The 12,452-nt window shown below is 71.5% G+C and carries 12 protein-coding genes; 5 read left to right on the forward strand and 7 right to left on the reverse strand.

Features of this window, described 5'->3' with window-relative positions:
- Nucleotides 1-57 precede the first annotated feature (57 nt).
- Both OM076_RS30435 and OM076_RS30440 read left to right on the forward strand, forming a co-directional pair.
- Nucleotides 58-312, forward strand: a complete 255-nt coding sequence (locus tag OM076_RS30435; RefSeq protein WP_270043897.1) for a hypothetical protein — start codon at nt 58-60, stop codon at nt 310-312.
- Nucleotides 297-1,094, forward strand: coding sequence for a C1 family peptidase (locus OM076_RS30440; RefSeq protein WP_270043898.1), 798 nt, complete (start codon nt 297-299; stop codon nt 1,092-1,094). The genes OM076_RS30435 and OM076_RS30440 overlap by 16 nt, the downstream gene beginning before the upstream one ends.
- On the opposite strand, the gene OM076_RS30445 is transcribed toward OM076_RS30440, so the two are convergent.
- A complete protein-coding gene (locus OM076_RS30445) occupies nt 1,091-4,582 on the reverse strand; it encodes a serine/threonine-protein kinase (protein ID WP_270043899.1) in 3,492 nt (1,163 codons plus the stop codon). The two genes, OM076_RS30440 and OM076_RS30445, sit on opposite strands and share 4 nt — an antisense overlap.
- A gap of 132 nt (nt 4,583-4,714) precedes the next feature.
- Between OM076_RS30445 and OM076_RS30450 the strand changes: the two genes are divergently transcribed.
- Nucleotides 4,715-5,095: a hypothetical protein gene (locus tag OM076_RS30450; RefSeq protein WP_270043900.1), complete on the forward strand. Its 381-nt coding sequence runs from the start codon at nt 4,715-4,717 to the stop codon at nt 5,093-5,095.
- Here OM076_RS30450 and OM076_RS30455 read toward each other — a convergent pair.
- The gene (locus OM076_RS30455) at nt 5,088-5,450 is read right to left on the reverse strand and encodes a MarR family winged helix-turn-helix transcriptional regulator (RefSeq protein ID WP_270043901.1); all 363 of its coding nucleotides are present in this window, start codon (nt 5,448-5,450) and stop codon (nt 5,088-5,090) included. The genes OM076_RS30450 and OM076_RS30455 overlap by 8 nt on opposite strands.
- A gap of 68 nt (nt 5,451-5,518) precedes the next feature.
- Here OM076_RS30455 and OM076_RS30460 point away from each other — a divergent pair, with 68 nt between their 5' ends.
- A complete protein-coding gene (locus OM076_RS30460) occupies nt 5,519-6,919 on the forward strand; it encodes an MFS transporter (RefSeq protein ID WP_270043902.1) in 1,401 nt (466 codons plus the stop codon).
- Here OM076_RS30460 and OM076_RS30465 read toward each other — a convergent pair.
- Genes OM076_RS30465 through OM076_RS30485 form a run of 5 tightly spaced genes read right to left on the reverse strand, consistent with a single transcriptional unit; the run spans nt 6,906 to nt 11,677 of the window.
- Nucleotides 6,906-7,355 carry a heat shock protein transcriptional repressor HspR gene (locus tag OM076_RS30465; RefSeq protein WP_270043903.1) on the reverse strand — a complete coding sequence of 150 codons (450 nt, stop codon included), beginning with the start codon at nt 7,353-7,355 and terminating at the stop codon, nt 6,906-6,908. The genes OM076_RS30460 and OM076_RS30465 overlap by 14 nt on opposite strands.
- A 3-nt stretch (nt 7,356-7,358) precedes the next feature.
- Nucleotides 7,359-8,483 (reverse strand): molecular chaperone DnaJ, encoded by a 1,125-nt coding sequence (dnaJ, locus tag OM076_RS30470; RefSeq protein ID WP_270043904.1) that lies wholly within the window; start codon nt 8,481-8,483, stop codon nt 7,359-7,361.
- A gap of 2 nt (nt 8,484-8,485) precedes the next feature.
- Complete coding sequence (locus tag OM076_RS30475; protein ID WP_270043905.1) at nt 8,486-9,073, reverse strand: nucleotide exchange factor GrpE; 588 nt, start codon at nt 9,071-9,073, stop codon at nt 8,486-8,488.
- The gene (gene dnaK, locus OM076_RS30480; protein ID WP_270043906.1) at nt 9,073-10,986 is read right to left on the reverse strand and encodes a molecular chaperone DnaK; all 1,914 of its coding nucleotides are present in this window, start codon (nt 10,984-10,986) and stop codon (nt 9,073-9,075) included. The genes OM076_RS30475 and dnaK overlap by 1 nt, the downstream gene beginning before the upstream one ends.
- Nucleotides 10,987-11,008: 22 nt before the next feature.
- Complete coding sequence (locus OM076_RS30485) at nt 11,009-11,677, reverse strand: endonuclease III domain-containing protein (protein ID WP_270043907.1); 669 nt, start codon at nt 11,675-11,677, stop codon at nt 11,009-11,011.
- 286 nt (nt 11,678-11,963) lie between these two features.
- Between OM076_RS30485 and OM076_RS30490 the strand changes: the two genes are divergently transcribed.
- Nucleotides 11,964-12,392 carry a CAP domain-containing protein gene (locus tag OM076_RS30490; protein WP_270043908.1) on the forward strand — a complete coding sequence of 143 codons (429 nt, stop codon included), beginning with the start codon at nt 11,964-11,966 and terminating at the stop codon, nt 12,390-12,392.
- Nucleotides 12,393-12,452: the final 60 nt, after the last annotated feature.

Here is a 12,452-nt window from a genome sequence, read left to right on the forward strand (position 1 = left end):
GTCACTCTACGGACCCGCCTCCAAGAGAGCCAGCGAACCACGTAGAGTCGCGGAATTATGAGCGACATCTCTCCTCGCGAACCGTGGCCCGGATACGCCGATCTCGACGAGTCCGCGCGTGAAGATCTGCTGGCCAAGAAGTTCCAGCAAGCGAAGGATCAAAACGATCAGGACTACGCGCTCGCGCTCGCCGCGGCGGTCGCCAACTACGAGCTCGTGCTCGAGTTGCAGCCGGACACAACGCGCTCCGAACCGGTCGCCGCTCGCGCCGCCGGCCTGCACGATGACGCAGGGTCGTGGATGGGAAGCTGAACATCTCGGCGATCCCCGCCGCGCGGCGCTCGCGCGCGACGGCGGATGACTTCGACGCGGCCAAGGCCCACGCGGACGGCGCGCTCGGCGAGGCGCCGCTGCCTGCGGAGATCGACCTGCGGCGTCCCTGGCACACGGTTCCCGACCAGGGACGCACCGCGTCGTGCGTCGGCTGGGCGGTCGCCGATTCGGTGCTGCGCTGGCACATGGTGGAGGCCGGCCGGCTCGAGCCCGACAAGCCGCTTTCGGCCCGCCACGTGTGGATGTCGGCGAAGGAGACCGACCAGCGCGAGGAGTACCCGTCGACCTTCCTCGAGGAGGACGGCACGAGCCTGAAGGCGGGCCTCGACGTGATCCGCAAGTTCGGCGCGGTCCTGGAGGACGAGCTGCCGTGGTCCGGCCGGCTGGCCGCCGGGTCGCCCGAGGCCTACTACGCGTCCGCCAAGCGCCGGCGGATCATGGCCTACTTCAACCTCGGCGACGACAGCGCGACCGACCGCACCGCCCACTTCGACGAGTGGCGCCGCTGGATGCACGAGAACGGCCCGGTCCTCGTCCTGATCGCGCTCGACGGCAAGCTCGAGACCCCCGGTGCGACGCTCGACGTCTTCGACCGCGACGCGGCGCACGGCAGCCACGCCGCCGCGCTGTTCGGCTACGGACCGGACCACTTCCTGCTGCGCTCGAGCTGGGGACCGTCCTGGCGCGACGGCGGCTACGCGCGCATGAGCCTCGAGTACACGGCCCAGGCCGTGATCGAGAGCTACGGCGTGATGCTCTAGGTCGAAATCGCCTGCGCCTCGTCGGCGATCCTCGCCGCGACGCCCGGCAGGCCGAGCTCGCGCGCCAGCACGAGGCCGTGGTTGACGATCGCGGTCCGATCCGGCACCGGGACACCGGTGGCCAGCCAGTCGCCGATCGTGCGCAGCGCCCAGCCCTGCGCTCCCCACTCACCGGCCAGCCGCAGCGCGTCGGAAAAGTGCGCGGCGGCGTCCTGTGGACGGTCGTCCGCGGCCGCGAGCAGGCCCAGCCCGCGCGCGACCGGACCCCAGATCGCCCACAGGTTGATCAGCACCGGGTTGGCCTCGGCGTGCGGGAGCAGCAGGTCGTAGAGCGCTTCGACGTGCTTGGGCTCGCCCGCCCCTGAGACGGCCTCGGCGAGGCAGAGCGCAGCGGGGAGGAAGTCCGGCGAGCCGACGACGGAGGCGAAGCCGTCGTGCGCGCAGATCACGACGCTCCGGCGCGCGGCCTCGACGTCCCCCAGCTCCCACTCGAGCGAGGCGAGCATCGCCTCCCAGACCGGGAGCAGGGCGTAGCGCGCGGCGAACCCGCGCAGCGCCACCGCGTCCGCGTCCTGCGGGCGCCAGCGCAGCCGCGAGAGCACCAGGCGGTGCACGGTGTACTCCTGGTAGCAGTCCTCGCCGTGCTGGCGGTTGAGGGCCAGCGCCTCGTCGTTGAGGCGTTCGGCCTCGTCGAGGCGGCCGGCGAACGCCGCCCGGCCCGCCTCGTAGACCATCAGGAACCAGCGGTGGTGGGTCCGGCGGGTGGCCCGCGACACGGAGCGCGCACGGTCGAGATCCGCGTCGGCGCGCGCGACGTCACCCGCCTGCAGGGCGTCGCGGATCCGGTGCAGATACGCCCACGCGAGCGCGCCATGGTCCGCGTGCCGCGCCGCGACGCGCACCAGCTCCTCGGCCGCCCGCGCCCGGTCGGCCGCGCGTTCGGGGCGCCATTCGACCACGAGCTGCATCGGGTACAGCGCGCCGACGACGGCTTCGTCCTTCAGGCGCTGGGCCATTGTCAGCGCGTCGTCGATCAGCGCCTCGCGCCGCTCCTGCTCGGGCTCGAGGATCGCCAGCAGACCCGTCGCGCGTGCCCGCAGCGATCCGTCCCCGGCCGGCAGCCGGTCGAGCGCCTGCGTGAGCAGGGCGATGCCCTCGGGGTCGGTCGCGCCGTACGGGTGCACCTGCGAGAACCCCAGCGCGGCCTCGGCCATGGCGTCGGCATCCGCGTCGCGGCGCGCGCTGGCCGCGGCCTGGGCGTAGCGCCGGCGGGCGCCCTCGATGTCCCCCGCGGCGAACGTCGTCTCGGCGAGCGCGAGCATCGTCGCCCGGCGCTCCGCGGCGGGTGCCTCGGCGCCGAGGGCGATCGCCTCGAGCGCCTCCGCGTAGTGGCGCGCGGCCTCGGCGTGCGCGAGCGTCGCGGCGGCCTCCTGCGCGGCCTCCACCGCCGTATCCCACGCGGACTGCGGGTCCGCTCCGGCCCGCGCGGCGGCCAGCGCGTGGAAGGCGATCTGCGCCGCGGGGACGTCGGCACCCGCGTCGCGGCGAACGATCAGGGCGCCGGCCACCGCCTCGTGGATCGCGCCGCGGCGCTGCTCGGGGAGCGCCTCGCGAACGGCGTCGCGAACGATCCCGTGCGCGAAGGAGAAGTGCCCGGCCTGCTCGGCGGAGACGAGCCCCGAGGCGAGCCCGCGGTCGACCGCGGCGGCCACCGTCGCCCGCGGCACGCTCGCCGCCCGCGAGAGGTCGGCGATCGTGAAGCGCCCAGCGACCGCGCCCACCTCCAGCACCGCGCAGGCCTCGTCGCCGAGTCGCTCGACGCGGCGGCGGACGACCTCGCGCACGCGCGCGGGGACGAGCGTCGTGCTGGTGTCGTCGTCGACGGACCCGGAGGAGAGCAGGCGGATCAGCTCCGCGACGTAGAACGGATTGCCGCGCGTGCGGCGGTGGATCGAGTCGGCCGTCGGCTGCGCGACGTCGGCGGGCAGGAGCGCGCGGACGGCCTCGGGCTCCAGCCCGCCCAGCTCCACCCGCGCCACGCGCGAATCGCCCTCGATCCCTTCCAGCACCTCCGGGAAGGCGACCTCGCCCTCGGTGTACGCGCCGGCGACGAGCACGCGCGCCGCCGTCTCGGCCGCCACCACGTGCGACAGCAGCCGCAGCGACGACGCGTCCGCCCAGTGGAGATCGTCGAGCACGACGACCAGCGGCGCGTCCGTCGCGGCGATCGCCAGCAGATCGGCGACGGCGTCGTAGAGCTGCAGGCGCTGCTCCTCGCCCCCGGAACCGGTGGCCGCGCCGCCCAGCAGTGGGCCGAGCGCGGGGTCGGTCTCGCCCGCCACGAGGCCGCTCAGCGCGCGCACGACCGGGCGCCAGACGCCGTACGGGCGCCCTTCCGCCTCGCCGCGCCCGCGGACCGCCACGCCACCGCGGTTGCCGGCCTCGTTGGCGAGTGCGTCGAGCAGCGTCGTCTTGCCGATGCCCGACTCGCCCGCGACGACGACCGTGCGCACCGTCCCGCTCCAGGCCTGGGTCAGCACCTTGCGCAGGCGCTCGAGCTCGGGACCGCGGCCGACCACGCCGGCGGGCGTGAAGGCCTCCTCGGACGGGCGGGAGATCAGGCGGTCGAGCTCGCGCGCGACGCCCACGGCGTCGGCGGGCCGGTCCGCGGGATCGGGCGCGATCAGCGCGAGGATCAGCCGGTCCAGCGCCTCCGGGACGCCGGTCACGCGACTCGACGGCGGCGGCGGGACGCGCATCCGGAAGATGTCCTTGGAGTCGAACGGCCGCGACCCGCACAGCAGCTCGTACAGGGTCACGCCGAGCGCGAAGAGGTCCGACAGCGGCGTCGCGGCCTCGCCCAGCGTCTGCTCGGGCGCGGCGTAGCGCGGCGTGCCGGCGGGTGGAGCGGATTCGCCCTCGGCGACGGCGACGCCGAAGTCCCCCAGCGCGGCCTCCCCCTCGGCGTCGATCCAGACGTTGTCGGGCTTGACGTCGCGATGGACGACGCCGTGGGCGTGCGCGTGGGCGAGCGCGTTGGCGATCTCGCGCCCGGCGGCGATCACCTCCTGGGGCTCCAGCCGGCGGGCGGGTGCGCGTTCGAGCCGGTCGGCGAGCGACCCGCCCGTCATGTAGCGGGCGACGAGGCAGGGCGTGCCGTCGTCCTCGAAGACGTCGTGCACGGTGACGATGTGCCGGTGACCGCCGAGGCGGGCGGTGAGCCGGGCCTCGCGGCGCAGCCGCTCCCACGCCCCAGGCCCGCTGACCCGCGCGAGCGCGACGCCGCGGTCGAGCGTGAGGTCGTGCGCGAGCCACACGTCCTTGGCCGCCCCGCGGCCGAGCTGGCGCTGCAGGAGATAGCGGCCGGCCACCATCCCCGGGCTCGCCGCGACCGGCGCGGCCGCCTCCGGGGAGGCGATCGTGCATGCCGGGCAAGGACCGCCATCCGCATCCAGCGGGCGACCGCAATTCGGGCACGTGGAGCGCAACTGGCTCAGAACCTCGAAGTCTACGGACGCCGGTGTCTCACTCGATGGGGGGAGATGCCTCACACCCGCCGTGGGAAAGGTTCACCCCCCAAGCTCATGGTGGTCCCCTCGACGATCGGGGAGGGTTACGCCATGGCCGCCCCCTCCCTTCTCTTCCCCGCTTCCGACGTCACGACGATCCAGCGTGACTTCGCCGCCGAGGCGACTCTTGAACGCGTCAGGTCCGCAGCGATGATCGCAAGAGACCGGATCGCCGAGCTCGACAACGTCCGGGTCCTCGGCCCGGAGGTCAAGAGCGGCAGCGACAGCGTCCGCCTCGCGATCGACCTGCGCGACACGGGCCGCGACGCCTGGCAGGTCGCCTGCGCGATGGCCGGCCGCGGGTTCACGCTCGACGCCGCCTCGCACCGCGTGATCGTCGTCCGTCTGACCGAGGACGACATCCGCGACGCGACGCACCACCGCCTCGCGTCCGCCCTGCAGCTCGCGCTCTGGGCCTCGCCGGCTAACTGAGGGTTTCCGCGAGCACTCGGCGGTGCGTGGGACGCGCCGCGTCGTAGCGCTCGCGTCCTTCCTCGGTCAGACAGACCGAGATCCCGCGCCGGTCCTCCGGGCACATCGCGCGGGCCACGAGTCCGTCCTTCTCGAGGCGGGCGACCGTACGCGACAGCGCGCTCTGGCTCAGATGCACGGCGGCGGCCAGCTCCTGCATCCGAGGCTTCTCGCCGCAGTCGCACGCGAGCCGCTCGAGCACTTCGAACTCGCTCATCCCGAGCCCGTGGTCGGCCAGCGCCTCGTCCAGCGCGCACGCCGTGCGGGCATGGCGCGTCAGGAGCTCACGCCATTGCTCACCGAGATCGACTGACACGCTGTCGATTGTACACCGTGCATCTATTGCTATTGCATTAGATGCACGTGCATGTATTGTCTCTGGGGATGACTTCTTCCTCCCCGGCTGCTCAGCGGTGGGACGCGCGTCTCTGGACCGCGCTCTTCCTGCTGTGCGGCGTGCTCTTCCTCGACGGGCTCGACGTCTCGATGGTCGGCGTCGCACTCCCCTCGATCCAGGCCGACCTCGGCCTCACCACCTCCCAGCTGCAGTGGGTCATCTCGGCCTACGTGCTCGGTCTGGGCGGCGTGCTCCTTCTCGGAGGCCGCGCCGCTGATCTCCTCGGCCGGCGGCGGGTGCTGATCGCGGCGCTGTCGGTCTTCACGCTCGCCTCGCTGATGGGCGGACTCGTCGACAGCGGCGCCCTGCTGATCGCCGCCCGTTTCCTCAAGGGCGTCGCCGCGGCGTTCACCGTCCCCGCCTCGCTCTCCCTGCTCACCACGACCTTCACCGAAGGCCCCGCCCGCAACAAGGCGATGGCGATCTTCAACGCGTTCGGCGCCAGCGGGTTCTCCTTCGGGCTCGTGTTCGGCGGCCTGCTGACCGAGGTCGGCTGGCGCTGGACCTTCCTGCTGCCGGTGCCGGTCGCGGCGCTGCTGCTGTTCCTGATGCCGCGCTACATCGCTCGCGACCGCCCGCACATCGGGCAGAAGCGCCGCTACGACCTTCCCGGTGCGTTGCTGCTGACCGCGGGGATGCTGCTGCTGGTGCGCACGATCGTCGAGGCGCCCAATGCGGGCTGGGCCGCTCCCGAGACGATCGCCGCGTTCCTGCTCGCCGCGGGCCTGCTCGCAGCTTTCGTCGCCGTCGAGCGCCGCGCGCCGCAGCCGCTCGTGCGGCTCGGCATCCTCCGCTCCGCCCCGCTCGTGCGGGCGAACCTCGGCGCGATGTGCCTGTTCGGCGCCTACGTCGGCTTCCAGTTCGTGGCGACGTTGTACCTGCAGAAGACGCTCCAGTGGAGCGCCCTGGAGACCGCGCTGGCGTTCCTGCCCGCCGGCCTGTTCGTCGCCGTCGGCGCGCCGCGGATGGGCACGGTGATCACGCGCTACGGCACGGCCAAGCCGATCGTGGCCTCCACGGTCGCGTTCGCGGCCGGTTACGCGCTCTTCCTGCGCGTGGACGCGACGCCCTACGTGCTCACGTTCCTGCCGACGATCATGCTGCTCGGCCTCGGCTTCGCCCTCGGTTACGCGGCGCTCAGCGTCCAGGCCACCGCGGGCGTCTCCGACCATGAGCAGGGCCTGGCCGCCGGCCTGGTCCAGACCTCGTTCCAGATGGGCGGGGCGATCGTGCTGGCCGCGGTCAGCGCCGTCGTGGGCCAGGGAACGATCAGCGACTACCGGACGGCGATCGCGATCGTGCTCGGGGTCGCCGTGCTCAGCCTCGTGCTGGCGCTGACCGGCGTCGTGCGGCCGCGCACCGACGAGGTGGTCGCTACGGCCTCTTAGACCCGCGACGGTGGGGGATGAGCGCGGTGCCCGGGGCGGCCTCGAACTTCACGATCTCGGCCTTGACGGACTCGCGCTTCTCCTCCAACCGGGCGATCTCCTCGAGCAGCTGCTCCGCGCGGCGCTCGAGGACGTCGACCTTGCGCTGCATGCGGTCGAGCTGCTGCTCGAGTTCGAAGACCCGCTCGACGCCGGCGAGGTTCATCCCCCACTCCGTCGTCATCTCCTGGATCCGCCGCAGCCGCTCGACGTCGGCCTGCGAGTAGAGGCGCGTGCCCTTGGGGGAGCGTTTGGGCTCGATGAGCCCCCGCGTCTCGTACATCCGCAGCGTCTGCGGGTGCATCTCGGCCAGCTCGGCCGCGACCGAGATCATGAAGACCCCGCGGTCGTGGTCGACGCGGGCCGTGATGCGCGTGGTGGTGCGGCGGGCAGCCATCGGCTAGGCCTTCCCCGCCGCCCTGAGGATCCGCTCGCGCGGGTTGCCGTTCATGACCTTCGAGAGCTGCTCGACGGCGTCGCGCTGCTCCTGGGTGAGGTCGGTCGGCATCTCGATCACGAAGCGATAGTGCAGGTCGCCCCGGCCGGAACCGGAGAGGATCGGGGGACCTTCGCCGCGAAGACGCTGCAGCGTGCCGTGTTTCGTTCCCGGCGCGACGCGCAGCTTCTTGGTGCCGTTGAGCGTCGGGACCTCGACCTCGGCCCCGCCGAGCGCCTCGGTGACGGTGATCGGCACCTCGACCTCGTAGTTCTCGCCCTTGGGCTTGAACACCGGGGACTCGGTCACGTGGGTGATCACGTACAGATCGCCCGCGGGGCCGCCGCGCAGACCCGCCTCGCCCTTGCCCGCGAGCTTGATGCGCGAACCCTCGCGCACGCCGGCCGGGATGTTGACCCGGTAGCGCTTCATCTCGCTCAGCCGGCCCTCGCCGCCGCAGGTCGGGCACGGATCCTCGATCACGGTGCCGGAGCCGTTGCAGCGATGGCACGGGCGCGTGATGGAGAACACGCCCTGGCCCTGGGCCTCGACGCCGCGGCCGTTGCAGACCGGGCAGACCTTCGGCGACGTGCCCGGGCGGGCGCCGCTGCCGCGACAGGTGCCGCAGGCCGCGTGGGTGGCGACGGAGACCGGGATCTGCGCGCCCTCATTGGCCTGCTCGAACGACAGCGTGACCGAGGTCTCGAGATCCTTGCCGCGCTCCACCGACGGCTTCGTGCGGTCACGCCCGCCGCCGCCGGAGTTGAAGATGCCCGACAGGATGTCCGAGAACGAGCCGAAGTCGGTCGCCGTCGCGCCGCCGCCCGCTCCGCCGCCGGTCGTGCCGGTGCCGAACGGGTTGCCGCCGCCGAAGACCGAGCCGCCACGGTCGTACTTCTTGCGCTTCTCCGGGTCCCCGATCACGTCGTAGGCCTCGGAGATCGCCTTGAAGCGCTCCTCCGCCCCGGGCTCGGAGTTCGTGTCCGGGTGGTACTTGCGGGCGAGCTTGCGGTACGCCTTCTTGATGTCCTCTTGGGACGCCTTCTTGTCGACCCCCAGGGTCTTGTAGTGATCGGGAGCTCTCGCCATCGCTACCCCGCGACCACGACACGCGCGGGCCGCAGCACCGCGCCATTGATCCGGTAGCCGGACTGGTAGACCTCGACCACGGTGCCCGGCTCCACGCCTTCGTGGGGCTGCTGGGCCATCGCCTCGTGCTCGTTGGGGTCGAAGACCTCGCCCTGCGGCGAGAACGTCTGGATGCCCACGCGGTTCAGCGCCGCCTGCAGCTCGCCGGCGACCATCGCGAAGCCCTTGACGACGTCCTCATGGCCGGCGGCGGCCTTCAGCGCGAGCTCGAGGTGGTCGATCGCGGGCAGCAGCTCCTTGGCCAGCTTGGCCATGCCACGGTCCACTGCCGCCGCGTTCTCGCGCGCCATCCGCTTGCGGTAGTTCTCGAAGTCGGCCTGCGTGCGCTTGGCCAGCTCCAGGTAGTCGTCGGCCTTGTCCTGCGCGATCTTCAGTTCGGAAGCGGCGGGCGCCTCGGCGTCGCCGAAGGAGACCTCGCCCGTCCCGGCCGCGGCAGGATGCGGCGGCGCCGCCGCGGAGAAGTCGTCCTCCTCCGCGACGGGCTGTGCCTGAATCGTCTCCTCAGGCTCGGTACGAGTGTCTTCCGTCATCACTTGGACTCGTCGACGACCTCGGCATCCACGACCTCCTCCTCGGAGGAGGCGGAGCCGTTGGTGCTGGACGCGCCGTTGGCGGTCGGCTCCTCCGCCTGCTGGGAGGCCTGCGCGCGCTCGTACATCTGCTCGCTCACGCGGTGGAACGCCGTCTGCAGCGCTTCGGTCTTGGCCTTGATGTCCTCGGCGTCGGAGCCCTTCAGCGCCTCGTTGACGGCCTTGATGGCCTCCTGGATCTCGGCCTTGGAGGCGTCGTCGATCTGCTCGGCGAGGTCCTTGAGCTGCTTCTCGGCCGTGTAGACCGCCGACTCGCCCTGGTTCTGGGCCTCGACGACCTCACGCAGGCGCTTGTCCTCGTCGGCGTGCGACTCGGCGTCGGTCACCATGCGCTTGATCTCGTCGTCCGACAGGCCGGAGCCGGACTTGATCTCGATCTGCTGCTCCTTGCCCGTGCCGAGGTCCTTGGCCGAGACCTTCACGATGCCGTCGGCGTTGATGTCGAAGCCGACCTCGATCTGCGGGATGCCGCGCGGGGCCGGCGGGATGCCCGTCAGCTGGAACTTGCCGAGCGACTTGTTGTAGGTCGCCATCTCGCGCTCGCCCTGCAGGACGTGGATCTCGACGGAGGGCTGGTTGTCCTCGGCGGTCGAGAAGACCTCCGACTTGCGCGTCGGGATCGTGGTGTTGCGCTCGATCAGCTTGGTCATGACGCCGCCCTTGGTCTCGATGCCGAGGGTGAGCGGGGTCACGTCGAGCAGGAGGACGTCCTTGACGTCCTTGGAGAAGATGCCCGCCTGGATCGCGGCGCCCATGGCCACGACCTCGTCCGGGTTGACGCCGCGGTGCGGCTCCTTGCCCGTGAGCTCCTTGACCTTGTCCTGGACCGCCGGCATGCGGGTCATGCCGCCGACGAGCACGACGTGGTCGATGTTCTTGACGCCCTTGTCCTTGGCGTCGTCCATCGCCTGGCGGACCGGGCCGACGACGCGCTCGATCAGGCTGCCGGCCAGCTCGTTGAGCTTGGCGCGCGTGAGGCGCACGTCGAGGTGCTTGGGGCCGGAGGCGTCCGCGGTGACGAACGGCAGGTTGATCTGCGTCTCCTGGGCGGAGGACAGCTCGATCTTGGCCTTCTCGGCGGCCTCGTAGAGGCGCTGGAGGGCCATCTTGTCGGCGGTCAGGTCGATGCCCTGGTCGCGCTTGAACTCCGCGCCGAGCCAGTCGACGATCGCCTTGTCGAAGTTGTCGCCGCCGAGGTGGTTGTCACCGGCGGTGGACTTGACCTCGAACACGCCGTCGCCGATCTCGAGCACGGACACGTCGAACGTGCCGCCGCCGAGGTCGAAGACGAGGATCGTCTGGTCGGACTCCTTGTCGAGGCCGTACGCGAGCGAGGCCGCGGTCGGCTCGTTGATGATGCGCTTGACGTCCAGGCCCGCGATCCGGCCGGCGTCCTTGGTCGCCTGGCGCTGATCGTCGTTGAAGTAGGCCGGGACGGTGATGACCGCGGAGTCCACGGTCTCGCCCAGGTACGCCTCGGCGTCGGCCTTGAGCTTCTGCAGGATCATCGCCGAGACTTCCGGCGGCGAGTACTGCTTGCCACCGGCCTCGATGCGGGCGTCGCCACCGGAGCCGGAGACGACGTTGTACGGGACGATCGACTCCTCCTCGCGCACCTCGGCCTCCTTGCGGCCCATGAAGCGCTTGACGGAGAAGATCGTGTTCGTGGGGTTGGTGACGGCCTGGCGCTTTGCGACGGTGCCGACGAGACGATCCCCGCCGGCAGTGAACGCGACGACGGACGGCGTCGTGCGGCCGCCCTCGGAGTTCTCGATGACCGTCGGCTCACCGCCCTCGAAGACCGCCATACAGCTATTGGTGGTCCCGAGGTCGATTCCGATCGTCTTTGCCATATGCTTGCTCCTCTTGAAAATCTCAGTCTGCTTGGCGCAGATTGTAGCCGGTCGGGCAGAGCCGCAGAAGGGCGCACTCCTCACATTTAGGGCGCCTTGAATGACACGTCCGGCGCCCGTGGCGGAGCAGGTTCACGTGGAACTCGAGCTCCTGCCCGCGCGGGGTGAGGGCGAGCATCGCGTCATGCAGCTCCTCGAACGGGGCGCCTTCGCGGAACAGCCCGAGGCGGGTGCCGACGCGGCTCACGTGCGTGTCGACCGGGATGTCGCGCATCCCGTAGGCGAACAGCAGCACACAGGCGGCGGTCTTGCGGCCGACCCCGGGGAGGGCGACGAGCTCCTGTCTCGCGTCGTTGACGCCGAGGCTCGCCAGGTGCTCGTCGAACGTGTCGATGTCGATGTCGCGCAGGATCTCCTGGATCCGCGCGGACTTGACCTTGGAGATCCCGCCGGGCCGGATCGAGCGCTCCACGTCGGCGTTGTCGGCGTCGCGGACGGCGGCCCAATCGCCGAAGTCCCGGCGCAGGGCGAGGAACGCGACGTCGCGGTTGCGATCGTTGGTGGACTGCGACAGGACGGTCAGGATCAGCTCGTCCAGACCGTGGCCGTGCGGGGGCGCGAACGGGCGCCCGTAGACCTCGCGGAGGCGGTCGCGGATGCGCCGGACTCGGGCGCGGTTCGGGGCGGACACCCTCAGCAGCCTATGCGTGACCCGTCCGGTTGACGCGCCCTACCCCGATTAGGGGAAAAAGCACGTATCAGGGTATGCTTTCTGACGATACGGCAGGGTTATGTACGAATTCCTGCCGGGCGACCTTTAGGTTGCGGGGCCCGCGACGGAAGCGCGGGTGGTCAGAGTTCCAGCGACGGAATGCACTGGAACGCGGGTCCCCAGACCCGTGCAAGTACGCGTGCCTTTGGTCGGGCGCGCGGTTCCCAGGGAGAGCCCCATGTCCGTCACGTCAGTGCGGCGAGCCGTGCTTGCCGTGTTACTGATCGCCTGTGTGGTCGCGCCTTCGCGTGCGTCCGCGGCGAGCCACGACGCCACAGAAGCCTCGATCATCCGCGCCCTCAACAACGCGCGGGCCAGCTACGGACTTCCGCGCCTGCGCTCGAGCAGCGGCCTCGCCCGCGCGGCCGGCGCCCACTCGGCCACGATGCGACGCACCAATCGGATCGGTCACGGCGACGTCGGGCGTCGGGTGCGGCGCTACGTCCGCACGCGCAAGGTCGGCGAGAACATCGCGTGGATGGACGGCTGCAACGCGACGCGCGTCGTGAACCTGTGGCTGAACTCCGCCCCGCACCGCAAGATCATGCTCTCGCGCTCCTTCCGGCGGATCGGCGTCGGGCGCAGCGGCTCGCGGCGGTGCTTCGTGACCGCGGATTTCGCCTCCGCGCACTAAAGCGCTCCACCCCTCATCCCGCCCCCTCATGCCCGCCGCCCAGCCGGGCGCTAGGGTCTG

The sequence above is a fragment of the Solirubrobacter ginsenosidimutans genome (genome assembly GCF_027587205.1).